Source organism: Leptolyngbya sp. ST-U4, assembly GCF_039962215.1.
Taxonomy (GTDB): domain Bacteria; phylum Cyanobacteriota; class Cyanobacteriia; order Elainellales; family Elainellaceae; genus Leptolyngbya_A.
Window position 1 is genome coordinate 795,460 of record NZ_JAMPKZ010000001.1, and the last position, 26,009, is coordinate 821,468.

23 protein-coding genes, 1 tRNA gene and 1 other annotated feature are annotated in these 26,009 nt (G+C 52.0%); of the genes, 7 read left to right on the forward strand and 17 right to left on the reverse strand.

Translation table 11 applies throughout. The annotated features are described in order from the left end of the window. The first annotated feature begins 387 nt into the window (after positions 1-387). Entirely contained in the window at positions 388-2,127 is a 1,740-nt protein-coding gene (gene hmpF / locus NDA02_RS03475) for a pilus motility taxis protein HmpF (RefSeq protein ID WP_348247178.1), read from the forward strand. A gap of 60 nt (positions 2,128-2,187) precedes the next feature. Here the strand turns inward: hmpF and tilS are convergent, their stop codons facing one another. The 7 genes from tilS to glnA all read right to left on the reverse strand — a co-directional run bounded on the left by tilS (position 2,188) and on the right by glnA (position 12,090). After that, positions 2,188-3,249, reverse strand: a complete 1,062-nt coding sequence (gene tilS / locus NDA02_RS03480; protein WP_190791850.1) for a tRNA lysidine(34) synthetase TilS — start codon at positions 3,247-3,249, stop codon at positions 2,188-2,190. 18 nt (positions 3,250-3,267) lie between these two features. Beyond that, complete coding sequence (locus NDA02_RS03485) at positions 3,268-3,726, reverse strand: KGK domain-containing protein (protein ID WP_348254407.1); 459 nt, start codon at positions 3,724-3,726, stop codon at positions 3,268-3,270. Between the two features lie 26 nt (positions 3,727-3,752). After that, the gene (gene ccsB / locus NDA02_RS03490; RefSeq protein ID WP_190791853.1) at positions 3,753-4,751 is read right to left on the reverse strand and encodes a c-type cytochrome biogenesis protein CcsB; all 999 of its coding nucleotides are present in this window, start codon (positions 4,749-4,751) and stop codon (positions 3,753-3,755) included. A gap of 291 nt (positions 4,752-5,042) precedes the next feature. Next, positions 5,043-6,764: a DUF3352 domain-containing protein gene (locus tag NDA02_RS03495; protein WP_348254408.1), complete on the reverse strand. Its 1,722-nt coding sequence runs from the start codon at positions 6,762-6,764 to the stop codon at positions 5,043-5,045. Positions 6,765-6,983: 219 nt separating this feature from the next. Further along, positions 6,984-9,725 (reverse strand): DUF3536 domain-containing protein, encoded by a 2,742-nt coding sequence (locus tag NDA02_RS03500; RefSeq protein WP_348254410.1) that lies wholly within the window; start codon positions 9,723-9,725, stop codon positions 6,984-6,986. Positions 9,726-10,271: 546 nt separating this feature from the next. After that, positions 10,272-10,409 (reverse strand): hypothetical protein, encoded by a 138-nt coding sequence (locus NDA02_RS03505; RefSeq protein WP_348254412.1) that lies wholly within the window; start codon positions 10,407-10,409, stop codon positions 10,272-10,274. A gap of 262 nt (positions 10,410-10,671) precedes the next feature. Next, entirely contained in the window at positions 10,672-12,090 is a 1,419-nt protein-coding gene (glnA, locus tag NDA02_RS03510; protein ID WP_348254413.1) for a type I glutamate--ammonia ligase, read from the reverse strand. A gap of 415 nt (positions 12,091-12,505) precedes the next feature. On the opposite strand from glnA, the gene apcB reads away from it, so the two are divergent. Continuing rightward, complete coding sequence (gene apcB / locus NDA02_RS03515) at positions 12,506-13,015, forward strand: allophycocyanin subunit beta (protein WP_190792660.1); 510 nt, start codon at positions 12,506-12,508, stop codon at positions 13,013-13,015. A gap of 464 nt (positions 13,016-13,479) precedes the next feature. After that, the gene (locus NDA02_RS03520) at positions 13,480-14,946 is read left to right on the forward strand and encodes a phosphoglucomutase/phosphomannomutase family protein (RefSeq protein WP_348254415.1); all 1,467 of its coding nucleotides are present in this window, start codon (positions 13,480-13,482) and stop codon (positions 14,944-14,946) included. Between the two features lie 120 nt (positions 14,947-15,066). On the opposite strand, the gene rplL is transcribed toward NDA02_RS03520, so the two are convergent. The 8 genes from rplL to rplS all read right to left on the reverse strand — a co-directional run bounded on the left by rplL (position 15,067) and on the right by rplS (position 19,262). Beyond that, the gene (gene rplL / locus NDA02_RS03525; protein ID WP_190792662.1) at positions 15,067-15,462 is read right to left on the reverse strand and encodes a 50S ribosomal protein L7/L12; all 396 of its coding nucleotides are present in this window, start codon (positions 15,460-15,462) and stop codon (positions 15,067-15,069) included. An 89-nt stretch (positions 15,463-15,551) separates the two neighbouring features. Beyond that, on the reverse strand, positions 15,552-16,091 hold the full coding sequence (rplJ, locus tag NDA02_RS03530) for a 50S ribosomal protein L10 (protein ID WP_190792663.1): 540 nt from the start codon (positions 16,089-16,091) through the stop codon (positions 15,552-15,554). Between the two features lie 79 nt (positions 16,092-16,170). Next, positions 16,171-16,321, reverse strand: a sequence feature (ribosomal protein L10 leader region). A gap of 50 nt (positions 16,322-16,371) precedes the next feature. Next, entirely contained in the window at positions 16,372-17,085 is a 714-nt protein-coding gene (gene rplA / locus NDA02_RS03535) for a 50S ribosomal protein L1 (RefSeq protein ID WP_190792664.1), read from the reverse strand. Positions 17,086-17,196: 111 nt separating this feature from the next. Next, positions 17,197-17,622, reverse strand: coding sequence for a 50S ribosomal protein L11 (rplK, locus tag NDA02_RS03540; protein WP_190792665.1), 426 nt, complete (start codon positions 17,620-17,622; stop codon positions 17,197-17,199). 6 nt (positions 17,623-17,628) lie between these two features. Next, positions 17,629-18,267: a transcription termination/antitermination protein NusG gene (nusG, locus tag NDA02_RS03545; RefSeq protein ID WP_190792666.1), complete on the reverse strand. Its 639-nt coding sequence runs from the start codon at positions 18,265-18,267 to the stop codon at positions 17,629-17,631. Beyond that, a complete protein-coding gene (secE, locus tag NDA02_RS03550) occupies positions 18,267-18,515 on the reverse strand; it encodes a preprotein translocase subunit SecE (RefSeq protein WP_190792671.1) in 249 nt (82 codons plus the stop codon). Before secE ends, nusG begins: the two co-directional genes overlap by 1 nt. 139 nt (positions 18,516-18,654) lie before the next feature. Continuing rightward, positions 18,655-18,727 (reverse strand) — tRNA-Trp (locus tag NDA02_RS03555). A gap of 169 nt (positions 18,728-18,896) precedes the next feature. After that, positions 18,897-19,262, reverse strand: a complete 366-nt coding sequence (rplS, locus tag NDA02_RS03560) for a 50S ribosomal protein L19 (RefSeq protein WP_190792672.1) — start codon at positions 19,260-19,262, stop codon at positions 18,897-18,899. Positions 19,263-19,452: 190 nt separating this feature from the next. On the opposite strand from rplS, the gene holB reads away from it, so the two are divergent. Next, complete coding sequence (gene holB / locus NDA02_RS03565; RefSeq protein ID WP_242067409.1) at positions 19,453-20,421, forward strand: DNA polymerase III subunit delta'; 969 nt, start codon at positions 19,453-19,455, stop codon at positions 20,419-20,421. Positions 20,422-20,431: 10 nt separating this feature from the next. Here the strand turns inward: holB and NDA02_RS03570 are convergent, their stop codons facing one another. Continuing rightward, a complete protein-coding gene (locus tag NDA02_RS03570) occupies positions 20,432-20,908 on the reverse strand; it encodes a CYTH domain-containing protein (RefSeq protein WP_190792667.1) in 477 nt (158 codons plus the stop codon). Positions 20,909-20,949: 41 nt separating this feature from the next. Here NDA02_RS03570 and NDA02_RS03575 point away from each other — a divergent pair, with 41 nt between their 5' ends. From NDA02_RS03575 to NDA02_RS03585, 3 genes are all read left to right on the forward strand, one after another. Next, complete coding sequence (locus tag NDA02_RS03575) at positions 20,950-21,591, forward strand: hypothetical protein (protein ID WP_348254416.1); 642 nt, start codon at positions 20,950-20,952, stop codon at positions 21,589-21,591. A 234-nt stretch (positions 21,592-21,825) separates the two neighbouring features. Beyond that, the gene (gene ffh / locus NDA02_RS03580) at positions 21,826-23,298 is read left to right on the forward strand and encodes a signal recognition particle protein (RefSeq protein WP_190792669.1); all 1,473 of its coding nucleotides are present in this window, start codon (positions 21,826-21,828) and stop codon (positions 23,296-23,298) included. Positions 23,299-23,600: 302 nt separating this feature from the next. Then, positions 23,601-24,155, forward strand: a complete 555-nt coding sequence (locus NDA02_RS03585) for a hypothetical protein (protein WP_190792670.1) — start codon at positions 23,601-23,603, stop codon at positions 24,153-24,155. Between the two features lie 211 nt (positions 24,156-24,366). Here NDA02_RS03585 and NDA02_RS03590 read toward each other — a convergent pair whose 3' ends face one another. Then, positions 24,367-25,989, reverse strand: coding sequence for an FAD-dependent oxidoreductase (locus NDA02_RS03590; protein WP_190790207.1), 1,623 nt, complete (start codon positions 25,987-25,989; stop codon positions 24,367-24,369). Positions 25,990-26,009 lie beyond the last annotated feature (20 nt).

Here is a 26,009-nt window from a genome sequence, read left to right on the forward strand (position 1 = left end):
TAAACGGGAGATTTAGAATCCCTTTTCCTGTGTTTCCTCAAGATTGACTTATCCTTGACTGTTGGCAGGAGGATTCGTCCTTGATATGGCGCATTCTGGGATGTCATTCCGCATACTACGAATTGAGCCACCCTTAGAGATAGCTGCTGCATCTATCAGTGCTGTAGAAATCCTTTCCGGTTCCTAACTGGGGTGCAGGAGTTTTTCCCTGTCTCAGGGTTGACCTCATCGCCCCTAGTGCACAGACTAAGCTGTGAATGCTGTAGCTAATTTTGTACTAGAAATTATGAGGTGAAGCAGAAATTCTAAGTTCTGAGCAATCGAACGCATATAAGCAAACAGCTTTGAAATTGAGTCAAGTCTTAGGTTAAAGAGGGGATTGTTGGCGTGCTGTACTTAGCAGAAGTTGTTAGAAAAGCCAGGGTTATTGGTGCAGGAAAGGCAGAGTTCAAGCTATTAGCTGTTCAGAAGAGCGAACAGAGCTGGAGTCCGGTGCAGGGCGAAGAGATTATCTCTGCGACCGATGATGTTTCTTACAATGCTGGTGTGCTTGTGATGCTTGACCTGACCGCAAGCAAGCAAATTCAGCGTCATGTTGAAGCAGGTCGCCAACTCGTGAGCATCCTGCAAAACTTCTCTCGCTTGCAAGAAAAAGCAAAAGTACAGGAAGAGGAAATTGAGCAGTGGAAGCAATCCCTCACCTACCAGAGCCAGGAGCTAAACCGGCGCGAAATGGAACTGGAGGCGCGACAGGAAGAGCTTCAGCAGCTCGAAGCAGAATTTTCGGGGCTGGAGGAGCAAAAACAGGAGATTGACACTCGGCGGGAAGAAGTCGATTGCCTCCAGCAAGAGTTTGAGCGGCGAACGCAAGAGCTAGAGGGAGCCTGGGCACAGCTCCACGGCGAGATGAACCGCCTGGAAGAAAAAAAGGCAGAGTTAAACCAGTCCACAACGCTCGATGCAGGACAGGCAAATTACCTTCAGGAACTCCTGAATCGTTTATCGGGAGCCGTGGCACCTACTGACTCGATTCAAGAACAGCTCAACCTGTCTTTTGAACTGATTGGGCAACAGCAGCAGCAGCTTGATCACTCCTGGCAGTCCCTAGAGCAGCATCGCTCCACCGCACAGGACACGCAGGCACAGGTCGATCGCCAGGCGCAGGAAATTCACGATCGCTGGCAGCAATGGCATCAGGCGCAGGCGGGGGTAGAGCAGGCAAAAGCGGATCTGCGGGCGAAACAGGAAACGCTCACCCTTCGTCAGAGCCATGCTCAAGTGTTGAGCCAATATCTGGAAGGACAGAAAGGGCTGCATCAGCAGGTTGCTCAGCTTGCAGGCTCGTATGATAAGGCTGATTTCGGTCAGCTTGAGATTTTGTCGCTGGATGAACTCCAGACAATCACAACCGACCTCGAAAACGATCTGGAGAAACTGTCGCGGTTTGTGAATGGGCAGGAGGAGGAGTTAACGTTTCAGCGACAGGAAATTGACCAACTCAAGCAGCAGATTCAGCAGGCAAGTGAATACGATCGCCTTCGCCTGGAAACCGAACTTGCCGACGAGCAAGACCGCTATCAAATGCTGCACGAAACGTTGATTGGTCAGCGACGCAACCTGCAAGAGCGGCAGGCAACCTTAAAGCAGCATCAAATGGTACTAGCCCGTCGTCAGGGACACCCGATCGATCAGGAAGAGAGCTTTGCCGTCAATCTAGAGCCAGTACTCCAGCGCATTGAGCTTCTCCGTCAGCAGCAGGCTCAAGAACTCGCAGGACTCGAAACCCAGATTCAGCAGTTGCAGCAGGCGATCGACACTGACCAGCAGGCGATCGAGCAGCAAACCCAGCAGCAGCAGGCACAGCGAGAAGAACTGCTTCAACTCGAACAGCACCTCAAATCCCAAATGTCAGCCGTAGGCGAACTGTGGGGCAAGGTTAATACCTACCAGGAAACCCTTCAGCCCATGCAGGACAGCTTGAACGGATTGCGTCAGAAAGCAGAAGCGATCGCTGCCATGATGACTCAGTTTCAGGAAGCCAGCGACTACCAGCATCAAGCACTGAGCGAAATGCGGGAAACGATCGAACGGCTGACAAATCCGCAGGTCCAGTATGCAGTTTCTTGATCGATCGAGTTTCTCTGGTGCTTAAGAGCTTTGTCGCTTCTGGTTTACGCTTGAGGGTTTCTAGCCCCCTAAATCCCCCAGGATTGGGGGACTTTGACCGACAAAGATAATCGACTCATGGTTGACTTGGGCGATCGTGCCTCCGGGAAAGGGATCTGTGCGGCTACGGTTGGGGGCAGTAATCAGGGCAACGAGCTTTTCGATCTGGTCGAAGCTGGGGGCTTGAGGCAGAAATGACTGCAACAATTGCCGCATTGCCCGTCGCTGAAGTGACAGGGGAGCCGATCGCAGTACGATTCGGTTCAGGCGGGGGAAAGGAGGAATTTGATCGATCGATCGGCGTTGGTTTCCTTGCTCTGAGCTTTCCAAGTGATCGAGAGATTGCTGTAAAAGGTCTGCGGCTGCCGTTTCCAGATAATCTACGTCTGTCTGCAACAGTTCTGCCGTTTGCGCGAGCGTGAACTCAACCTGCGGATTGAAGTGAGTTTGCAGGTAGGGAATAAGTTCTCCACGAATGCGGTTGCGCTTAAATTTCAGGTCGTGATTGGTCGTGTCTTCCCAAATTTTTAAGCCTTGCGCCTGGCAAAAGAGAGCCGTTTCAGCCCGGGTAAATTTCAGTAGGGGACGAACCAGCCATAGATCAGGAAGCAATTCGCGCTGCCAGGAAAGGGCTTGCAGTCCATCGGTTCCACTGCCTCGGAGCAGGTTATGCAGCAGGGTTTCTGCTCGATCGCTTGCGGTATGTCCTGTAACGAGGTACCCGTAGCCGTGCTGCTGAGCAATTTCGATGAGAGCTTGATATCGCCAGTTTCTGGCAGCCGCTTCGCTTTTGAGCGGTTCTGTCGCAGTCGCGCTGTGATAGGAAATCTGCCAGGTTTCAGCACACTGTTTCACATGGTCTGCGTTTGCGTCTGAGTCCGATCGCCAGCGATGGTTACAGTGAGCAATACCAAGCCGCCAGTTCCAGTGGGACTGTAGATCGAGCAGCAGCTGAATCAGACAGAGAGAATCCTGTCCGCCGGAAACCGCAACCAGCACCGATCGGTGGGCAGGCAGGAGAGAGCGATCGCGCAGGGTTTGGTGGAGTCGAGCGTGAAACCTTGACCAAACAGCATCAGACACAGGGAATAAACTACTGAGTTAATAGCCGCGCTCGTTTTCAAAATCGTCTCTGTCATCCCAGTCTTCGTTTTGAGGCGAATTGCGTCTGGGGTAGATGTCTTCCCGGTTTGGGGATGGATTGCGCGGATAGCCTTCGTCGCGACTGCGGGGCAAAAAGATTCCGGGGCGGGAGTAGGTTTCAGTTTGGGGTGGGGGGCTTTCCCGGAGCAATTTAGGACGTTCGGGTGCGAACTCAAAGCGAATTCTGACTCTGCCGCGCTGCCAGCCTGCATTTCCGACGCGCAAAACCTCACAGCTCAAGCCGCGATCGGTGAACCAGTCTTCCTGTTCTTCCGTCCATTCGCTGTCCTGTTCGCTAATCAGCTGCGCTAGGGCATCCAGCAACTCGCTTGCCTTAAAGGTTGGATTTCGCATCAGGATTCGACCCGATCGGACGTGCAGCACTTCATCGCTGCTTAAGACTTCAAATTCTTCCATGATTTCCGGTTTCTAACGAATAGCCCCTAAAAAAACCAGCCGTAGCTGTGTAGCCCCTTGCCCAGCAGGTTCACGCCCAGATAGCACACCCAAACAACGACGAATCCCGATGCCGCCAGAATTGCCGGACGACGACCCTGCCAACCACGTGTAATGCGGGCATGGAGATAAGCCGCAAACACCAGCCAGGTAATGAGTGCCCAAGTTTCCTTCGGGTCCCAGCTCCAGTAAGATCCCCAGGCTTCGTTTGCCCAAACCGCTCCGGCAATAATGCCGATCGTTAGCAGCGGAAAGCCCAGACCGATGATCCGGTAGCTGATGTTGTCTAGGGTGTCTGCCAGGTTGAGCCGTTGAGGGGTGAGGGCGATCGTTTCACTTGCCGGGGTCAGAACTGCCGTAGCAGCATCAGTCGATTGAGCCGCACTCAGGGTCAGCGCAGCATTCTCCGACCCGGCACGACGCAGGCGCAGGCGCGAATCCCGGTATGCTCCTGTGCCAACCGAGCTTCCCTTTAGCTCAATTTCCTGCCCGCGGGTGACGACCAGAAACGCGACCGCTAGCAGCGAACCCACCATCAGCGCGGCGTAGCTCAGCAGCATGACGCTGACATGCATCATCAGCCAGTTTGACTTCAGCGCAGGAACAAGCGGCTCGGCAGACTGCATCGTGGCAGGCAGGGTCAGCGTTGCAAACGCCGTGATGCCCATCGCGATCGGAGCCGTGACCACACCTACAAGCGAACTGCGACTCATGTTTTCCGCAACGAAGTGCATCGCCGTAATGCCCCAGGCAATGAAAAACAGCGACTCATACAAATTGCTGAGCGGGAAATAGCCTGCCTCGATCCAGCGTGCCCCCAGCAATGCCGCAATACAGAGATTGCCGATCGCCATCCCCGTCGCGCCCAACGTCGGCAGGTAGGAAAGCTTGGGGAAAGCGGCTCCCGCCCAATACATCAGCATCGTGAAAAACAAAACGGCAAAGGAAGCGTTATCAAGCCAGTTTTGCAGTGCAACCAGATCCATCCCAAAAATCTCCAGCGCGAGAGATGCAGTCAACCAAGACAAGCACCATTAGAAAGACTGTCTTCTTCTATCGTACCGAGCCTGCTCCCCGATTTGGGGTTTGATTGCATTTTGAGCAACAAATTCTTAAGGATGGGGGAGACATGGGAGAGGTGGTGCATCGCCCGCTAAATTCCCTATCACTAAATTCCCTATGAATCAGGAGCTTTGAGATTCGGAGAAAATTCAGTTTTCCGCAGAATTATGTACAGGGAGCGATTTAGGTGATGGCAATGACTGTTTAAACCTCCTCTAGGGGCTGGATTCAGGGCTAGGACTGGGGCTGGACTGGGCAGTAGGAGCTTTGGAGGACTGATTCATCAAAATTTGAATGTCATATCGCATCGTGCGCCCGTCCTGTGCTGCCGTAGTTGCGCCAATTGCCCGAATTGCATTCACTGCTTTCTGGTCATTGGGGGCAAGTTTGGGCAGGGGCAAAGGCAGGTTAGGGGTGGCGAGCCGATCGAGATCCAGGAAGAAATGCCCGTCCGTGGACTGAAAGTTGGATTCTGTTGCAGATTGGAACAGCGTGTTTTGCGCCAGTGCGTTTGCCGGGGCAGGCAAAATCGTACTGGCAAGGTTGGGTCCGATCGCGATAAAGGCAACGTTGCCATCGAGCCAACCGTGGGTGATACTGAGCGACGAAAAAGGGGAGACCCAGGTCGTGACGGGTTTGCCGCCAAGCTGCGCTTCAGTGACTTGGAAGCGATATCGATCGCCCATCACTGCGTCGAGTTTCTGGAATGTCTGTTCTGCCTTGCGGCGATCGCTCGTCTGCGCCAGCAGCAGAATCCCAGCACGGGACTGATTGGTCTGTGGATTGGTAGATTGGTTCGCCGGGGAAGCAGGCGGAGCAGAAATCAGCGAGATTGCGTATTCGCCATCCATCCAGGCGGCCATATCTTTATCGAAATCCAGCCCGGTGAGATTGCCAAAGCTCTGCCGCACCAGACTGGGGTTAAACGTGCCGCGCGGGGCATTTTCCTGAGGCAGGTCGATGCTTTGCCAGAACTGCTTGAAGCTGTCTCCAGAATTCACGAGCAGCGTTTCCGCAGGCAGCAGGGTAGTTATGCGATCGTCTTGATCCCCAGTGCGGTAGCGGATTTTGCTGTCGTTAGGCAGCCAGCCAACGCCCTCAAAGTTTACCGTTTGCCGATCTACGGTACCGATCGCCACAAAGCCCTGATTTGCCTGAAAAGGAATCAGCATCTGGGGCGGGAGCGGCTGCATGGGATTATTCGCAGCCAGAGCAATCGACTGAGGCACGTTCAGATAGAACCGTACAAAGGGATTAGCTGTGGTTTCAAGCTGCCGAAATGCTTGGGCATAGCCAGGAGCCTGTACCACAGAAGTTTTGCCGCGATACACATCGATCGCCTGCTCGATCGCCTTTGGGTCAGGAGACACAACCACGAGGCGATTATCAATCACGGCTACCGCGTACGCCCGATCGGTTTGCCCGTGAACTTCCCGAATTTTGAAGCCCTTGTAGTCGCGATCGACCGCTTCCTGACCGCTAGCAACTTTGGGAGTCGCAAAAGCCTGCTGTGCTTTCTCAGGATGGGCGATCGGGAGAACAATCACTGGAGATTCCGTCGCCTGCTGTGCCGCAGATAGAAACGCCACGGTCATCTCATCACCCACCCAGGGTTTGATGTCGCGATCGAAGTTGAGGTTGTTTGACATGAGAAACCGATCGCGCCAATCAGCAACGGTGCGATCGAGGGCAGACTGGGATTCAGGCGTACCCAATCGCCGGAGCTGCTGTAGCTGATTCTCATTAGTAGAGAAGGAAAACAGCGCAACCGTCTCTTGAGGCAACACTTCCGATCCGGCAGGTAAACCCACGGCAGTTGGTTTTTGCTGTACCAGCATCCAGGCAACGGCTCCGCCTGCAACCATTCCCAGCGATGCCCCCAATGCCACCAGTAGCTTTGGCTGTTTCTTGAGCTGTTCAAGCAGTTTAAGCTTCACCCCATTTCCTCCCTTCTCGCCATCGCACATTCGACTATAGACGATCGATCGTCAATTCGAGTTGCCGATAAACGATCCCCATGAGAATTTTTTAGAGGTCCAGGTTTCGCAACCCGCTAGATCCCCAAAATTGGTGGACAGGGGAGGAAGGCCGATCGGAAGTTCCTCTATAGGTTTGGAAGTGGGATTGAGAGTGGGGTCAAGATCCGCCCAAGAAATTTAATCCGTAGACCATCCTCGGAGATCGATCGCCAAAGTTTCACCGAGTTTCAGCAGCGGGCGCAGTTGAGCAATCGTCCAGGCTTCACTGGGTCGATCGCCAGAAGTCCCAGTTAAATCAGGCAGAATATGACCGTGCAGATGGCGGAAGTAAAGCTCCTGAGCGCGATCGAGGGAAAGCCCCAGATTGAAATGAGTGCCCAGCGCGATCAGACGATCGATCCAGGTGGCATCGGTTTCGATCGTGTCTGGATTGAGATTGTGCAGCAGATTCCAGAGCGATCGCAGAATCAGGCGTTCCAGGGTTTGTTTGATCTGGGGAGGCTTGATCGGACAGTGCAGATGGGCTGCTTCCGTGGCGATCGCTTCGAGTTCGGTGAGATAGCTGTGGCAAACTTCGGGATTGCTGAACGGGAAGTCGCTCGTTTCTCGCTCTAGTGACTGCAGTGCGGTGAGAGCACGATGGCTGATTGCCACTTCTGCGGCAACCTGGAGTTCTTGAGGCACTTCTAGCGCATCTCGGTAAAATGCCATCAGAACCCCGTAGTTATCGCGGTAAACCTGGGTATAAAGCTGATCCAATCGGGTCAAGGTTTCTTGACTCAGCAGGCGCATAATCCGGTGACGTTCTTCAGCAAACAGATCTTGCAAGCTGTAGGACTGATTTCCAAAGGCGCGATTCATTGCCAGGATCGTTCGTGCCGCACTTGCCTGAGCCATTGCCTCAAATAAACTGTCGCGAAGCTGGGTGTACGATCGGCGTCCGGCAAAGGGCTGAATACAGCAGTGGAAGTCCCAGCCACCCAGATGCAGCACCGCAAACACCAGATGGCGCGTTTCTCGAACCAGCTCTGAAGTAATTTGAATTTGTCCGACTGCCAGCGTGAGCGATCCCAATCGCTGAATCTGGTAATCCATTTGATGAATGCTGTAGCAATAAAGCCGCTGATCCCGTGCGTAGGGCGTAAACAGCGACGTGATTGCATAGTGCGAAGCCACCTGCTCCAGGCTAATTTGCGCCGGAATCACAAGCTGCCGATACACTTCTGCCCCGTTCTGGAAAAACTCGACGTTGCTAGGAGCCGTCGCCAAACGCTTAATAAATACCTTTTCAAGCTGAACGCCTGCTACATCTCCGGCTAACTCCAGAGCACGCGCCGCATAGCGCAAAATCTGCGTGCCTTCCGGGCGAGAGAGTTCATCAAAAAACCAACCGCAGCTTGTGTACATTAACAGGGTGTGCCGCTGCATCTCTAGCAGTCTCAAGGCATCGATGCGATCGCCTACCGTCAGCTTCCGGCACTGATGCTCTGAAAGAAATCGATTCACGTTAGCAGGGCTGCGATCGAGCATGACGCGAATGTATTCATCCCGCGCCTTCCAAGGATCGCGAAACAGCTTTCGCCCCTGTTCTTCAAACACTTTCACAAGCTGATCCCGCAGCCAGTCCAAACTATCCCGGAGCGGTCTGCGCCACTGCTGATTCCATAACCCTCCGCCGCCGCAGCCGCAGTCTTCCTGCCAGCGATCGACCCCATGCGAACAGCTCCAGGCAGTCACGGGCTTCAACTCCACCTCCCAAGTGGGCGGATTGAGGCTGAGATAATGGGCAAAGTTTGTCACCGTCCAGCCGTGACGCGGAAACTCTTCAACAAAGGCATACGCCAGAGCCTTCTCAGTGCCGCCCTTGTGATGCCCAAAGGTTTCTCCATCAGTTGCCACCGAAATAAGCTGTGCCGGGCGATGATCCCCACGCACTGCCTGCCCTAACCGCCCCACAAAGTGATGCGAACTGCTCAGCACATCGTTAAAGCCCATATCACGAGAGATGGGGCCGTCGTAAAAGAAGATATCGATGTAGGAACGGTCTGTGGCGATCGGGAACGATCCCGACAAAGGATCAGACGCAGGATTTAGATAGCAGCGATAGGGCTGGATCGGATCGATCTGGCCACCCCCCACTTCAATCCAATAGGGATCAGGCTCGTTAGTCGTTGGAAGCGGACGACAGCGTTGCGCCTGCGAGGGAGCCAGAACAATAAATTTAATTCCTTCTGCAATCAATGCCACCAGCGTTGCCTGATCGACTGCCGTTTCTGCCAGCCACATGCCTTCGGGATCACGTCCAAATCGGGCCCGAAAATCAGCTTTGCCCCAGCGAATTTGCGTCAGCTTATCGCGATCGTTTGCCAGGGGCATGATGATGTGGTTATACACCTGAGCAATCGCATTGCCATGTCCATTGAGGCGATCGCAGCTTTTGTGGTCTGCTTCCAGAATACGCTGATAGGTTTCCGGGTCGTGCTGTTCTAGCCAGCTCATCAGCGTCGGACCAATGTTGAAGCTGAGATACTCGTAGTTATTCACGATCCCCAGCACTTCGCCACGATCGTTCAACACTCTAGCAAAGGCATTCGGTCGATAGCACTCGTGATAAATTCGCTCATTCCAATCATGAAAGGGAGATGCACTCGGCTGACGCTCGATCGAATTCAGGTAAGGGTTTTCACGCGGCGGTTGATAAAAGTGACCATGTACCGTGACATAAACACCATGTGCCTGCTGAATGGGATCAGGCTTCAGAAACGCAGACGAAGCTGTATTTGCATGATCCCCGTCTGATGAAGCAATGACCTCAGATGAGAAGCTACTTGAACTTGGAACAGAAGAATCCTGCATTGTTACCGCATCTGCATAAGTGAAGTCAGAAGAATCAGCCGAATTGAAAGATTGAGAAGTCATATTCTTGGGAATAGAAAAGCAAATCAGCAGAAATAAACGCAGAAATTAATCAGGGATCAACTGAAGATAAATCAAAATTAAAAGCTGCAAACCCCAGAAAGCCGAAGGATTCAGGACAAAACGATTTGCTAGCTGCTTCAGCAATCAAGGCATGACGGGAAACACAAATCTTTTGCAGTAAGTAATTTTTACAATGTCTTTGCAATGTTTTTGGAACAATGCGGTTAAGCCGATCGCGCTAAAGCAGGACAACGATCGCCAACAAGATAACAAACGGGAATGATACAAAGACCAACTCTATTGCTTAATGCTGAACAAGCAGGAAGGATAAGCCGTGCTTCACTTGCAATTTACATTCTGCGATTCAATCAGGGGAATATCTGAGGTAACTTCCTGAATGCAGCGCAGAAATATCCTTGCTGTATCTTAAACCTAAAGCTTAAGGAATGGGATGTGTTAATTCTCTACAACAATCTCTTACCAAATCTCTACACTAAGTGAGAGTTCTTCATGTTTAGGGTAAAACCAAGGTTAGAATTCGGCCTGCTATTTTCCAAAAATACAAATCGATCGCAACGCTAATTTTTGAAAACCAGGCAGAATAATCGATCCCCGTTCTAAAATTTGCTGCAAGCCAAATTCATCATCGGGATCACAGAAAATCACCGGCTGTTTCTGCCGCAAAATTCACCACTCAATATTCACAAAATTCGGCTTTCGCATCAATTTTGCTTTTCTTTCCAGATCTTCTGTCCATCTGAACTGAGAAAACTCTATCAATCAGAAGATATTCTCAGGGTAGGGATGATCCAGATGATCCGAAGGAACTGTGAGGCAACAAAAAAGGACGCACCACAGCACGTCCGATCGCTCGTAAATTAGATATAGATCACCAGAGACAATTAAGACTCAGCGGATCTCGATCGCTCATTTGAGCAGTTCCTTTTTAACAGTCATAGTAGAGCGAGAACTCATAGGGGTGCGGACGCAGGCGCATCGGGTTCACCTCATTGTCCAGCTTGTACTGAATCCAGGTGTTGATCAGGTCTTCGGTAAACACACCGCCCACCGTCAAGAAGTCGTGATCTTTCTCCAGGCACTCCAGCGCATCTTCTAGCGATCCCGGAGTCGAAGGAATCTTAGCGAGCTCTTCCGGGCTGAGGTCGTAGATGTCCACATCCAACGGCTCACCAGGATCAATCTGATTCTTGATACCGTCAATTCCAGCGCAAAGCATTGCCGCAAACGCCAGGTATGGATTCGAGGTTGCATCCGGGCAGCGGAACTCCAGACGCTTCGCCTTCGGATTTGTACCAGATAGCGGGATCCGCACTGAAGCCGAGCGATTGCCCTGCGAATATGCCAGGTTCACCGGAGCCTCAAATCCCGGAACCAGACGCTTGTAGGAATTGGTCGTTGGGTTGGTGAATGCCAGCAGAGCGGGAGCGTGCTTCAGAATACCGCCGATATAGTGCAGTGCCATCTGGCTCAGACCTGCATAGCCATCGCCTGCAAACAGAGGCTGGCCGCCCTTCCAAATCGATTGATGGGTATGCATTCCAGAACCGTTGTCGTTGAAGACGGGCTTGGGCATGAAGGTAATGGTCTTGCCGTACTTCTTCCCAACGTTCTTAATGCAGTACTTGTAGGTCATCAGCCAGTCTGCTGCCTGAAGCAGCGTTCCAAACCGGAAGCCCAACTCGCACTGACCACCCGATGCGACTTCGTGGTGATGCTTCTCGATCGGCACACCGCACTTTGCCATCGTCAGCAACATTTCAGTCCGCAGGTCTTGCGAAGTATCAGTCGGCGCAACGGGGAAATAGCCTTCTTTGTAGCGGGGCTTATAGCCCAGATTGCCGCCCGGCTCAACACGACCAGAGTTCCAACGACCCTCGATCGAATCAACATAATAATAGCCTTCGTGCTGATTCTGGTCGAAGCGAACATCATCAAAAATAAAGAACTCTGCTTCAGGACCAAAGAAAGCCGTGTCGCCAAGTCCAGTTGAGGAGAGGTAGTCTACTGCTTTTTGGGCGATCGTTCGAGGATCGCGAGAATAGGGTTCGCCCGTCCGGGGTTCCTTGATGCTGCATACCACGCTCAGCGTCGGCTCCGCCATAAAGGGGTCAATCCAGGTGGTATTAGGATCAAGCACCATCATCATGTCTGATTCGTTGATCGCTTTCCATCCCCGAATACTGGAACCGTCAAACGGTACGCCCTGATCGAAGCTGCTCTCGTCGATTTGGTCATGATAAACGGTGAGGTGCTGCCAGGTTCCAGGCAGATCGACAAACTTAAGGTCGATGAGCTGGATATTTTGCTCTTTAATCAAATTGAGAACGTCTTGGGGGGTCGTCATGAACTGCTCCTTAGCAACGATGAGCGATTAAAATTCAGTGGAGTGGAAACTGAGCGGTTCGACTGGATTACTCAAGCATTCAAGGCACTCTCACCCACCCAGCGATAGCAATAACCTGGAGTTGGGGTTAGGCTGCGTTCAAGAGAAATTTCGTAAATTGAACCGGGTTGTAACACACCTGAACCATCGTAGGAACTGGTTCACCCGGATTTTGTATCGTAGATTACAAAATGTCCCTTCTCCTGCAACTTTCCACAATTCAAAACACAACTTAATAGACAAAAAACTTAACAATCAGAAGCCTTACGATCGCTGATTTGCTGCGAATTCTGAGAAACGCACCGTGATACACTGAAGGGCGAATTGCTAATAGTAAGCACGATTACTAATCGGAATTTTTGGGAGATCAGATCTCATGCGGGACGCGGTGACGAGCCTCATTAAAAACTACGACAGCACAGGTCGATATCTCGATCGCAATGCGCTAGACACCCTCAAAGCCTATTTCGATAGCGGCACCGCTCGCACTCAGGCAGCCGCCGTGATCAATTCCAATGCTGCATCGATCGTGCGTCAGGCAGGGTCGCAGCTTTTTGAAGAAATTCCTGAACTCATTCGTCCGGGTGGTAATGCCTACACCACGCGCCGCTATGCCGCCTGTCTGCGCGACATGGACTACTACCTGCGCTATGCCAGCTATGCCCTGGTTGCAGGCAGTATGGATGTGCTAGATGAGCGCGTTTTGCAAGGGTTGCGTGAAACCTACAATTCGCTCGGTGTGCCGATCGGTTCCACGGTGATTGGCATTCAGATCATGAAAAATATTGTGAAAGAGCAAGTTGCTGCTGCGGGCATAGAAAATGCGGCGATCGTCGATCAGCCCTTTGACTACATGACCCGCGAACTCAGCGAACAGGATGTGTAATCAGAGCTGGACTGAGCATCGTCTAGACGCATGCCTATAGCAAAACCAAACGCAATGAAATCAAAGGGCATTTCTGAAATGAGATGTCCTTTTTTATTTGTAATAAAAATACTCGAATTGCAGCTGAGTGGGCACAATATCGGTAGGGTTCGCTGCCAAACACTGAACAAGAAGGCTAACCTTGTAAAATTTCCGCTTCGACTCACCAGAATTAATAAAGTTTACGGCGATTTTTCGTAAAAGCACTTGTCTGAAGGGCAACTTGATCGCCGATACTTTTACCTAGTGGCTTGCTTTAAGCTGTAGTTGTCATCCCTTGAAGATGCAATGTACTGACGTTGTTATGCACTGCTCCGGCTGCTTTAGAACCAGATTTCGGTTCTGCCTGAGTTAGCCACCCGTTAGCCCACCCTGTTAGCCCTACCGTACTAGCCCTACGATCGACGACCTGAGAGGCAATTTTTATGGCAGTTCCCATCTCCCCCGCGTCCCTGGCAGCAAAACCGATTACCTTTGGCACAGATGGCTGGCGTGGCGTGATTGCCGCTGATTTCACCGTTGAGCGACTGCTGCGCGTTGCACCTCTCGCTGCCCATGCATTAGCCGACACCTACGGCAGTAACGGCAGTCGTCTGATTATTGTGGGATACGATCGCCGCTTCCTCTCCGAAGAGTTTGCCAGAGTCACCGCAGAAGCGGTTCAAGCTGCCGGATACGAAGTCTTGCTTTCGGAAACCTACGCGCCAACTCCGGCTTTTAGTTTAGCCGCCAAGCAGCTTAACGCGCTGGGTGCATTGGTCATTACTGCTAGCCACAACCCAGGCATTTATTCAGGGTTAAAAGTCAAAGGTGCGTTTGGGGGATCAGTACCGCCGGAAGTAACCCAAAAAATCGAGGCGAAGCTCAAGGAAACGCCTGCCGCCCTCGCTGCTCCTGCCGATCCGCTTCCTTCACTACAAACCTTTGATCCCTGGAAAAATTACTGCAATACGCTGCGCGCTCAAGCCGATATTGGAGCCATTCAAACTGCGCTGCGCTCGGGTCAGCTCACTGTCTTTGCCGATGTCATGCACGGGGCAGCGGCGGGCGGATTAGCCCGTTTGCTTGATGCACCAATTCAGGAGCTAAACAGCAATCGCGATCCCTTGTTTGACGGTGGCGCACCCGAACCCCTGCCTCGCTATATCCCGACGCTGCTCGATCGCCTGAAACAGCCCCATGACAATCTTGCCGTTGGCTTAGTGTTTGATGGCGACAGTGATCGCGTGGCTGCGGTAGACGGACAGGGTAATTTCCTCAGCTCTCAAGTCTTGATTCCCATTTTGATCGAGCACCTGGCAGTACGACGGGGCTTTACAGGTGAAGTGATTAAAACGATCAGCGGCTCCAACCTGATTCCAAAAATCGCCCAACTCTACAACCTGCCCCTGCACGAAACGGCGATTGGTTACAAGTACATTGCCGATCGAATGCTGGAAACGCAAGTGCTCCTGGGCGGCGAAGAGTCGGGCGGCATTGGCTATGGGCATCATATTCCCGAACGCGATGCGCTGCTGTCTGCTCTGTATTTGCTGGAGGCGATCGTTCAGTCTGGAAAGGACCTGAGCCATCTCCATCAGACTTTGCAGCAAAAAACGGAATACGCCTCAACCTACGATCGCATCGATCTTCCCCTCGCCAGTATGGAGGTGCGTGCCCGCTTGCTGGAACAGCTCAAAACCCAGCCCCCTACTGAAGTTGCCGGACAAGGCGTGGTTGACTGTCTAACGATCGACGGATACAAACTTCAGCTTGCCGATCAAAGCTGGCTCCTGATTCGATTTAGCGGCACGGAGCCTGTACTGCGCCTCTACTCTGAAGGACTGACCGACGATCGAGTTCAGGCAAATCTTTTATGGGCAAAGGACTGGGCAAACGCGATTTCCGGTTAAAGGCGCAAGGTCGATTAGCTGATAAAAAACAAAAAAGGGGCTTAATGCCCCCTCTTTGAGATATCACTTTCAGAACTTAATCAATTAGAACTGAAAGTAACCAATAAAACTGCGATCAACTTACTTGATCGACACTTTACCGCCAGCCGCTTCGATCGCTTTCTTAGCTTCTTCGGCTGCTTCCTTAGCCACAGCTTCTTTCACAGGCTTGGGCGTTGATTCCACCAGATCCTTCGCTTCCTTCAGACCCAGACCCGTCAGTTCACGGACTGCCTTCAGCACGGCAATCTTCTTATCTGCCGGAACTTCGTCCAGAATCACGTCAAATTCGGTCTTCTCTTCAACTTCCTCAGCCGGAGCTGCTGCACCTGCGCCCGGAGCCATCATCATCATGCCACCAGCCGGAGCCGCCGCACTTACGCCAAAGGCTTCTTCAATTTGCTTGACCAGTTCAGACGCTTCCAGCAGCGTTAGGGTCTTAAGCTGGTCTAGAATTGCATCAGTTTTTTCAGACATTCGCTCAACTCCTAGAGTGATTTAGTAAGTGAAACTTTTCGGTCTTTTCGATCGAGATCCGCCTAGATCTAAACCTAATCGACCTAAAACTAAGCTGCTTCTTGCTCTTTATCTTTATCAGCAATCGCTTGCAGTGCCCGCGCTAGTCCACCAGGAACTTCGTTGATGCCAACCGCCAGCTTGGTTGCCACACCATTGATCGCCCCAGCAATTTGAGCGATGAGCTGCTCTTTCGAGGGTAGATCAGCGATCGCCTTCACATCGTCCTCGCTGAGCAAGCGACCTTCCATTGCGCCACCGCGAATCACAGACTTCTTTGTGACTCTTTGGAAATCCTGGTATGCCTTCAGTGCGCCGCCAATATCATCTTTTAGCAGCAGGAATGCAGAGGACTCTTTTGCAATTTGGCCCAGTGGCTGCCAGTTCGTGTCGTCCTGGACTGCCATCCGCATCAACGTGTTTTTCGCCACCTTACAATCGCCGCCCTTCGGACGTAGCCGCCGCCGCAGATCGGTAATTTCAGCAACAGTCAGGCTTTTGTAGTCGATCACCACTGCAAGCTGGGACTGACTCAGGCTTTCCTTCAGTTCTGCAACAAGCGCCTTTTTATCTTCCAGCGTTCTTCCCATTCGTTTCTCACCTCCTTAAGTCATTAGTAAAGAACAAACCCATTCGTGCCGTTATTCCCACCGATAAAAGCATGAAAGCTCTAGACACAAAAAACCCCGAACAGCGTGCCGGGGTTCAAGTGAGTTAAACTCACTATTTCATCGACCATCGATCGCGATGGAAGAAGAGAACCTCGGCAGGAAATTAAGCATAATGCGCCTGCTGTCTACGGCTGTGATTTAGTTGTGGGAATTTGGCAAACTTGTGACTCCTGCAAGTCCTTCTTAGTTTAGCGCGTCATTAAGCTGCATCTGCCTTCAGATCTCGCAGCGCGTTGATATCAACTTCGATCGACGGACCCATTGTGGCAGAAACATACATTGTTCGCCAGAAACGTCCTTTTGCCCCTGAAGGGCGGTTGCGATCGATCGTTTCTTGCAGTGTCTTTAGGTTCGTCAACAGATCTTCCGGCGAGAAGGATGCTTTGCCAAACAAAACGTGAACAATTCCCGTTCGGTCTGCCCGGAACTCTAGTTTTCCAGCTTTGAATTCAGAAATCGCCTGAGCGACATCAAACGTCACCGTACCACCTTTAGGCGACGGCATCAAGCCGCGAGGACCCAGCAACTTACCCAACCTTGCGACCTGAGGCATGACATCTGGCGTTGCGACCAGTACATCGAAGTCCATCATGCCTTTCTGGATCTGGTCGATCAGCTCCTCAGAACCATAGATATCTGCGCCAGAGCTTGAAGCTTCTGTAACTTTTTCGCCCCGTGCAATCACCGCAACACGAACCACCTGACCTGTTCCCTTCGGCAGTGCAACGGTTGTCCGAAGCTGCTGGTCTGTGTACTTGGGGTCAATTCCGAGGCGGATGTGCGCCTCTGCCGATTCTGAAAACTTTGCGGTTGCCGTTTCCTTTAAAAGCTGAAGAGCTTCAAGCGGCTGGTAAGGACGTTCCTCAACCTTTTGCTTGAGTTCCTGTAAACGCTTCGATACTTTTTTAACCATGTCTTACACTCCTGGGGTAATTGCGAGGAGTTTCCTCTCCCCCGATAGAATTTTCGTCAGTCTGATTTATCAGTCTGAAATGAGGGTTGAAGCAAGTTCGTCTTGAACTTTCTAGTCAACGATCGTCACGCCCATATTGCGAGCGGTTCCTGCAACAATTTTCATCGCTGCATCAATATCATTTGCATTTAAGTCAGGCAGCTTAGTTTGAGCAATCTCTCGGAGCTGCGCCTGCGTGATGGAACCAACCTTTTTCTTGTTTGGCTCACCCGAACCTCGCTCAATTCCAGCTGCTTTGGTGATCAAAACCGAAGCCGGAGGTGTTTTGAGAATGAACGTAAAGCTGCGATCCTCAAAAACGGAGATTTCTACCGGAACCACAAGACCTGTTTGATCAGCAGTTCTCGCATTGTATTCCTTGCAGAACATCATGATGTTGACCCCGTGCTGACCGAGAGCCGGACCGATCGGGGGAGCAGGGTTTGCTTTTCCTGCCGTAATTGCCAACTTAATAATCGCTACAACTTTCTTAGCCATTGAAAACTAGCTCTGCTTTTGAACCTGATTAAATTCAAGCTCGACGGGCGTATCTCGACCAAAAATCGATAGCAACGCCTTCAGCTTGCTGCGCTCTGGAGTCACCTCAATCACTTCGCCCTCAAAGTCCTTAAATGGACCTGATAGCACCACGATTTTGTCACCCGTTGCCATATCAATCTTGACAACTGGCTTTTGCTCCTGCGCCTGCTTAAAGATCCGTTCGACCTCTGCTGCACCAAGCGGCAAAGGTTTCACATGACCTCTTCCCCGCCCGTATCGTCGCTTTTGCTCTGCGCCCACAAAGTTAATTACGTTTGGCGTATTTTTGACAACCTGCCAAGTGTCGTCATCCATAACCATTTTAATTAGCACGTAGCCTGGAAAAACCTTTTCAGCTCCTTCCTTCGGCTTGCCTGCTTTCGTGGGCTTGAGGATTGGCGTTTGGGGAATCTCGATTTGCAGGATGCGATTCGCAACATCCAGGGTTTCGATTCGCTGCTCTAGATTGAGCTTGACGCGATTTTCGCACCCCGACGCAACCTGCACGGCAAACCAGCGAGGTGTCCCTTGGGGAGTGGACTCATCTTCTGTGTCCTCGCTTTGCTGTAAAAGATTATCAGCTTCGTCAGATGAAAGAGCCATTAGAACACCTGGCTAGCAGCCCAACCAAATAATTGATCAACAAAATAGATCAGCGTTGCAGAGAGCGTGACCATCAAAATGACTGCGACCGACTCACTAATGAGCTGCTGGCGTGAGGGCCATACAACCTTATCTAATTCTTCTCTTGTCCCTTTAACAAACTCAACGGGATCAAATCCTGCTTTTCCCGTCTCCGCTTTCCTGACTTCTTTAGACTCTTTAGCAGCGTCTTTAGAGTCTTTTGACATTTTTTGAGCCTTAGCTTCTGTCTCGTCTTTCTTTGCCACAGCCCTTTGTCGCCTCATTCAAAAGGGTTCATTTCCTGCTTTTCAGCGAATCCTTAACCTTCATCAATTGAAAGAAATCAACTGAAAGAAATAGAACCAGCGCGCCCTGGAGGACTCGAACCCCCGACATCAGGTTTTGGAGACCTGCGTTCTACCAACTGAACTAAGGACGCACGCGGTTAAGGTTGATTTGGGAATGCCTTTCCTAGTCTAGCAGCAAAGAGCGATTGGTAACTAGCTTGTCAGAAATCTAACGGGGGAGTGCAAACTGCATTTTTCCTGCAACTTTCTGCAAACTGGGCGAGCCACCAATCACAAATGCTTGCGATCGCAGAAACTCGACTATTCCAGAGGGCGATCGAACCGCTGCTTGAGGCGAGTGGCTTTACCCACCCGTTCACGCAAGTAGTACAACTTTGCCCGCCGGGCTTTACCGCGACGTATGATCTTAATGTTGGCAACTCGCGGTGAGTGGAGCAGAAAAACCCGCTCTACGCCAACGCCCTGAAAAATGCGACGCACGGTAATCGTGTGGTTGATCCCGCCCCGACGGATGGCAATGACTGTACCTTCGTAGGGCTGAACCCGCTCTTTGCCGCCTTCTTGAATTCGTACTCCGATCCGAACTGTGTCCCCAACATGGATGGTGGGGAGATCTTGCTTTAAGTGTTCCGCTTCAATCGAGCGGATAATCTCCTGCGCGTTCATCAGACCCCAGCAAAACTCACAATTGCTTATCATAGCCTGGAGAGAGGGAAAAGTCTAGGGATTGGTTTACGAGTGGGGAGTGTTTTGCGAATGAGGAACGGTTTGCCTACGGGGGGCCGGGTGAAAGGGTGAAATTGGGGGGAGGGTTGGGACGACTTTTACAATGGGAAACGATTCGGGGATGGTTGAGATGGAACGATCAGTAATGCTGTCTAGTTTTGAGCCGCTTTTAGGGCAGCCTCAGGCGATCGAGCTTCTTACTCGTGCAGTGACTCAGGGGCGGATTGCGCCTGCCTATTTATTTGCTGGGGCTGCGGGAGTGGGGCGGAGTTTGGCAGCAAGCTGCTTTGCAGAGCTGTTACTGGCGCGTCAGCCATTAGAGCCGATTTCTGAGGGATTGAGGCAGCGAATTCGTCAGCGCAATCATCCTGATTTGCTGTGGGTGGAGCCAACTTATTTGCATCAGGGAAAGTTTCTTTCTGCGGCTGAGGCGGTGGAGTTGGGGATTAAACGTCGATCGCTGCCTGAAATTCGGCTGGAGCAGATTCGGGAGGTTGCTCGGTTTTTGAGTCGTGCGCCGCTAGAGGCTCGTCGATCGGTGATTGTGCTAGAGCAGGCAGACCGTATGGCAGAAGCCGCTGCAAATGGACTGTTAAAGACGCTGGAGGAACCAGGACAGGCAACGCTGATTTTGATTGCGCCCAGCCCAGAGTCCTTATTACCCACCTTAGTGTCTCGCTGTCAGCGAGTTCCGTTTTATCGACTGGACAGGGAGACGATCGCGCAAATTCTGACGCAGGTAGGACAAGGGGAAATCTTGAACCATCCCGAAATTTTGACGCTGGCGCAGGGGAGCCCGGGGGAGGCGATCGTTCACTGGCAGCAGCTTCAGACCGTTTCGATCGAGCTACTTCATGCTGCAACGGCTATTCCTGTCAGTCTCAAAGATGCCCTTGATCTTGCACGTCAGATTGTTCGCAGCCTGGATGGCGAAACTCAGCTTTGGCTGGTGGACTATTTGCAGCAGCATTACTGGCAACAGCAACAGCCCTACTATTTGTCTCTGCTAGAAAACACCCGCCGAATGCTATTGCAGTATGTGCAGCCTCAGCTGGTGTGGGAGGTAACACTAATGAAAATGCAGGAATTTGCTGGCTGAGAACCTGAAATCAAGAAGAAATTCCCCAGGTTTGGTAGGGGTGCTTTGACAGATAAGCGTTATAGTAGCGCGGGTCTTGCGTCACTTCTTCGCGAATCCAATCAGGAAGCTGTAGGGGGTAATCAGCGTTGGGGAGTTCGACTTCTGCCATGATGAGTCCCTGATTTTCGCCGTGGAATTCATCAATTTCCCAGACTAGGTCGCCGCTCGCCAGACAATGCCGCACCTTCTCAATTTGGGGGCGATCGCAGAGCGTATCGAGCAACTCAGTTGCATCAGTGACTGGGATGGGATATTCATATTCAGCGCGACCGATGCCAACTGACTCACCCTTGATCGTAATGTAAGCCTGCTCCCCGGCGATTCGCACCCGAACGACGCGCTCTTTCGTCGCTAAAATATAGCCCTGACGGTAGGGGGTCGCAGTAGCCTTTGATCGCCAGCTATCACCCTGCACTAAAAACTTTCGCTCAATCTCGATACCCATGATTGCTGTTTTCCTTTGGTGCGCTCAATGGTTCAGAAATCGTGCTTGCTGAACCGACGACAACCCTGACGGACTACGCGATCGCGCTAGAGTCTACGCTTTTAGCAGTTGCCCTACTGGGGCAGAACAAGATACAGCACGACAAACTGGGTTTGCAACGATCGCGCTTTTTCTGGGGGATTGCGTTTGGCTGGGTTGCGATCGCGGCGGCGGCAGGGGGAACCTGTCACGGTTTTGCCCCAATTTTAACGCTATCGCTTTTGAATCGCCTGTGGACGTTGACGGGTTATGCGATCGGCTGCGCTAGTTTTTTTATGCTGCTGGGGGCAACTTTCAGTACATTCGCGGGATGGATTCGTTGGGTGGCAATTGTGGCAATCGGCGGTAAGTCAGCTCTATATCTGGCGCAGGTGGGACAGTATCAGCAATTTGTGCCGATGGCGATCGATTATGGGTCAGCAATGCTCGTGGTGGTGCTGCTGCAATGGGTGCAGCTTCAACGTCAGCGCAGGAGTGCAATCTGGATTAGTGCTGGAATTGGCGTTTCCATGATTGCGATCGGGATTCAGGCAACGCGGATTTCAATTGCACCTTCCTTCAATCACAATGATTTGTATCATCTGGTGCAAATGGTGGCTTTGTACCTGCTGTATTGGGGCGCGAGGATTTTGAAGGATCGCTAGTCGATCGCTCAATGCTGCTCACTCACTGACCGTTTGAGCAAAGTTCAATTTTCTAAAGTTCAATCTTCTACAGACTCCCGTACAAACTCCTCCAATTCCCCTTAAGGCAAAATCAGCGACGCGACTCTTCCTATCAGTCTTTACAATAGGAAAATGGACTTGCGGCAATTGTGCTGCTGATAATTGCCCTTTGTGGTTAGAGCCTAGTTCTTAAAGCCCTGGTTGTTGAAGCCTATGTTTGAAGCGTTATCCGATCGTCTGGATGCTGCCTGGAAAAAGCTCCGGGGGCAGGACAAAATTTCTGAGTCGAATATTCAGGATGCTCTGCGAGAAGTGCGGCGTGCCCTGCTGGAGGCAGACGTAAACCTTCAGGTGGTGAAGGATTTTGTCGCAGACGTGCAGACAAAGGCACTGGGCGCGGAAGTCATCGCGGGCGTGAATCCAGGTCAGCAGTTTATCAAGATTGTTTACGACGAACTCGCTGGCTTGATGGGCGAAACGAACGTTCCTCTGGCAGAAGCCGATACCGCTCCGACGATCGTGCTTATGGCAGGTCTTCAGGGAACGGGTAAAACGACGGCTTCGGCAAAGCTGGCTCTGCACCTTCGCAAGCAAAATCGCAGCACAATGCTGGTAGCAACTGACGTTTACCGTCCTGCGGCAATCGACCAGCTCATCACGCTGGGTAAGCAGATTAATGTACCCGTGTTTGATCTGGGCAAAGATGCAAACCCGGTTGAGATTGCGCGGCAGGGCGTTGAAAAAGCGAAGGCAGACGGCGTTGATACGGTGATTATCGACACGGCGGGTCGCTTGCAGATTGACCAGTCGATGATGGCAGAGCTGGCACAGATCAAGGACACCGTGAAGCCTCACGAAGTGCTGCTGGTCGTGGACGCGATGACCGGACAGGAAGCTGCCAACCTGACGCGCACCTTTCACGAGCAGATTGGGGTTACAGGCGCGATTTTGACCAAGATGGACGGCGATACGCGAGGTGGGGCAGCCCTGTCGGTGCGGCGCATTTCCGGTCAGCCGATTAAATTTATTGGCGTGGGAGAGAAGGTCGAGGCACTTCAGCCCTTTTATCCCGATCGCATGGCGCAGCGAATCCTGGGCATGGGCGACGTGCTGACGCTGGTAGAAAAAGCACAGGAAGAAGTTGATCTGGTAGAAGCAGAAAAGCTTCAGGAAAAAATTCTTACTGCCAAGTTTGACTTCACCGACTTTTTGAAGCAGACTCGCCTGATGAAAAACATGGGCTCGCTGGCAGGCATCGTCAAGCTGATTCCGGGAATGGGCAAGCAAATTTCCGAAGACCAGCTCCGCCAGGGCGAAGAACAGCTCAAGCGGGTGGAGGCAATGATTAGCTCCATGACGATCGAAGAACGGCGCGACCCGGAACTGCTAGCAGGTTCTCCCAGCCGTCGGCGGCGAATTGCGAAAGGGGCAGGCTACAAAGTCGAAGATGTGAGCAAGCTAATCAGCGATTTCCAGAAAATGCGGATGCTGATGCAGCAAATGGGTCAGGGCAACTTCCCCGGAATGGGAATGCCAGGCATGGGCGGAATGGGGGGTCTTTTTGGCGGCGCACCTGCGGGCAACCCAGGCAATGCACCCCCTCCAGGCTGGCGCGGCTATCCGAGTGGGGCATCGGGTAAGAAGAAGAAAAAAGAGAAGAAGCGCAAAGGATTTGGCTCTTTGTAGGCGGGCTGTGGGCAGACTGTAAGCGGACTGTGGGCAGACCCTAAGTAGACACTAAACAGACTGTAGCAAGGTGTAAATTCCTGAATATCAGAAGAACATCTCGTGATAGGCTCATAGCTGGAGGGTTAATTGCACCCGATGTCTTGTGCCTTCCGCAGAAGGCAATATCACAAGGGACACCATAATATTTTGTTTGTTTTTTCCCTGAACTGACTTCACGAAGATTCGTTTCATGGGTTCATTCAGGTCGTCATTGTCTGCAATAAAACTGAATTAAGGTATCACCAGGAGCGATCGGAGATATGGGCGTCATTGGTAAATTAATCGGCGGAATCTTCGCTTTCTTAGGCGGCATTTTTAAGAGCGTGGGCAAGATTGTAGGCGGGGGCAAATCTGGCTATTACATGGAGGCAGAACCCCTCTCGGCAGGGGCATCGGCTGAGCCTGCAAAGCAAGGAGCAGCAAAGCCTGAACCCACCAAAGCTCCGGCAAAAGTCGAAGCAGCAAAAGCAGAAGCGACAAAGGCAGCAACAAAGGTAGAGGCAAAGGCAGCAACTGCGGTTCAAGGGGCTCCGGCAAAGGGTAATCTTGCTCCGGCTCCGCTTGAAACCGTCAAAGCGGCGATCACAGAGGCTCCGGCAAACGGCTCGGCTCCAGCAAACGGCAAGACGAACGGTAAAAAGTCGCGCAAGGCGGAAGCCGCAAGCCTGCCTGAGCCAGTCAAAACGGCTGCGACCGAACCTAAAACGGATCAAACCTTTGCCCCTAACTATCTGATTCAAACGAGCGGCAGTCGTCGTCGTCCGGGTCCGAGCATGGACTATTTCCGCAATATTGCCAAGCAGGTTAAGAACTAAGCGATCGAGTCAGCTTCGCCGTTCTGAAGTGATCTTGATCTGATTTATCTGATAGGCAGCAAGGGGCGATTGTCCCTTGTTTTTTTTGGGCTTGTTTCTTGTTTAGGAATGAAACGCGATTTTCAAAGTAGGTCGATTGCTAAGGGGGCAAAGCTTCCCCCATTGCTGACTACAAAGCTGACTACAAACTCGCAAAAGAGGGAAACAGGATTCACGAAGCGGGAGCCAGGGCAAGTGCCTGTTCGAGTTGTCTCAGTCGCTCTGCTTCTTTGTTATAGACGAGCGGATAGAGACGGGGAAGTTTGCCAGTTTCAATCAAAACCGATCGCACTTCTGAGTTTGTGATTTGTGCTAGCGTCCGTTTAGATAGAAGGGCGAGCGTTGCCGCAATGCCGATCGCCTGACCGACACCCGCATTAAATTCGACAATGCGCCCTGCTGAGCTTGCCAGTCCCACAAATCCAGAAGCCGGACTGACGACGGCTAAGTTAGGCACACTTTTAGCGATCGCATGACGCATTCCCACATTGAATAGCGGCTGCTGAAAGTGAAGTTGCTGACTGCCCTTCTCCAGCAGGTAATCCTTCAATCCCACTCCTTTTTCCTGGGCGCGCGCCTTCAGTCCATCAATGCCGCCGCGAATATCAAAGTGGTAGCCAAAGGTTCCCAGAGCTTCTGCGGTGGGAATGCCGCCCACAAGCATCTGAGTGCCGCTCAGGGGCTGGACGGCATCGGTAATATTGCCTGCGTGACGAATATAGAGTTCAGGCATCGATCGCACTTGCGTTGCTCCCAGGCTTCTAAACCAGCGATCGATAAACGTCATTTCCTGTAGCATAGCGGGGGTCGGTTTCGCGCCCGATCGCGCCAGATTCTCAGCTTCGGCCGCTGTCACCCAAAACAGCAGCGCGTTCCAGACGAGCCGATCATTGGGCATCCGCGCAACGTTGGCATTGTCGAGAATGGAGAAACTTTCCTTTAGCGATAGCTTAGTACCGCGATAGGCATGGTAGGCGATCGAGAGGGCCTTGGTCGGGATGTCAATATAATCTGAACCGATCCACATCGATTTCGGTTTGCCAAACTGATCGACCAGTTCTAGCCGCAGCAGGTTTGCGAGCGCTGAATCGCCGTCGGTTGCGGCATTGAGATAGCGTTGTGCCTCGGTATCCGATGGATTGCTGAATCGCTTGATATATTCCAGCTCGATTTGCTTCAGGGTAGACGGGCTTAGCCCCTCGGTTTCAAACACGAGCGAAACTGATAGCTCCGACTCGGGTAAGCCCAACGTGCCGAATCCGGGCAGCTTTGGCACTCCTGCTGCCTGCGCTAGCTCTGCGTTGACCGTGGAATCGATAAAATACTGAGCAACATACACTTCGCCGTTCTGAGCCCGAATGCCGCGCAGCCGTGAACCTTCTTTAGTGACTGACTCGATCGCCACCCCGCTGAGAATATCCACCCCGGCTTCGCGCAGCATTTGCCGCAGCACTGCATCTGCCCGCCACCTATCTAGCGCGACTTTGTCTACCCCAGTTTTGTTTAAAAACTCTTTGTATAAGGCAGGCGGCTCTCCAAAATCAGGCAGGTTCAGGTAATTACGCAGGCTGAGTGGAATCTGACTGCGATCGAGATAAGCCAGCCCGCCCCTAACCAGATGTCCGCCGATGCCCTGCTTCGAGTTACCCTTCAACATCAGCAGAGAGCGCGGGAAATTACCGATGCGTCGCCGATATTCTCTTGCGGCTGCAATCAATGCCAGAATACCGGGAATTTCGTCGCCAAAACCGATGAAATCATAGGTGCGGATTACGGAAGGGGTTCCAGAGGTCATAGTTACGGTCTTTAATGGGA

Bases quoted from the DNA above. Each gene is read 5' to 3' on its own strand.
- holB (WP_242067409.1), top strand. From the start codon at position 19,453: ATGGAACGATCAGTAATGCTGTCTAGTTTTGAGCCGCTTTTAGGGCAG.
- rplL (WP_190792662.1), bottom strand. From the start codon at position 15,462: ATGTCTGAAAAAACTGATGCAATTCTAGACCAGCTTAAGACCCTAACG.
- NDA02_RS03585 (WP_190792670.1), top strand. From the start codon at position 23,601: ATGGGCGTCATTGGTAAATTAATCGGCGGAATCTTCGCTTTCTTAGGC.
- ccsB (WP_190791853.1), bottom strand. From the start codon at position 4,751: ATGGATCTGGTTGCACTGCAAAACTGGCTTGATAACGCTTCCTTTGCC.
- NDA02_RS03570 (WP_190792667.1), bottom strand. From the start codon at position 20,908: ATGGGTATCGAGATTGAGCGAAAGTTTTTAGTGCAGGGTGATAGCTGG.
- apcB (WP_190792660.1), top strand. From the start codon at position 12,506: ATGCGGGACGCGGTGACGAGCCTCATTAAAAACTACGACAGCACAGGT.
- NDA02_RS03590 (WP_190790207.1), bottom strand. From the start codon at position 25,989: ATGACCTCTGGAACCCCTTCCGTAATCCGCACCTATGATTTCATCGGT.
- rplJ (WP_190792663.1), bottom strand. From the start codon at position 16,091: ATGGGAAGAACGCTGGAAGATAAAAAGGCGCTTGTTGCAGAACTGAAG.
- NDA02_RS03485 (WP_348254407.1), bottom strand. From the start codon at position 3,726: ATGGAAGAATTTGAAGTCTTAAGCAGCGATGAAGTGCTGCACGTCCGA.
- glnA (WP_348254413.1), bottom strand. From the start codon at position 12,090: ATGACGACCCCCCAAGACGTTCTCAATTTGATTAAAGAGCAAAATATC.
- rplK (WP_190792665.1), bottom strand. From the start codon at position 17,622: ATGGCTAAGAAAGTTGTAGCGATTATTAAGTTGGCAATTACGGCAGGA.
- rplS (WP_190792672.1), bottom strand. From the start codon at position 19,262: ATGAACGCGCAGGAGATTATCCGCTCGATTGAAGCGGAACACTTAAAG.
- nusG (WP_190792666.1), bottom strand. From the start codon at position 18,267: ATGGCTCTTTCATCTGACGAAGCTGATAATCTTTTACAGCAAAGCGAG.
- NDA02_RS03500 (WP_348254410.1), bottom strand. From the start codon at position 9,725: ATGACTTCTCAATCTTTCAATTCGGCTGATTCTTCTGACTTCACTTAT.
- ffh (WP_190792669.1), top strand. From the start codon at position 21,826: ATGTTTGAAGCGTTATCCGATCGTCTGGATGCTGCCTGGAAAAAGCTC.
- rplA (WP_190792664.1), bottom strand. From the start codon at position 17,085: ATGGTTAAAAAAGTATCGAAGCGTTTACAGGAACTCAAGCAAAAGGTT.
- NDA02_RS03520 (WP_348254415.1), top strand. From the start codon at position 13,480: ATGGCAGTTCCCATCTCCCCCGCGTCCCTGGCAGCAAAACCGATTACC.
- secE (WP_190792671.1), bottom strand. From the start codon at position 18,515: ATGTCAAAAGACTCTAAAGACGCTGCTAAAGAGTCTAAAGAAGTCAGG.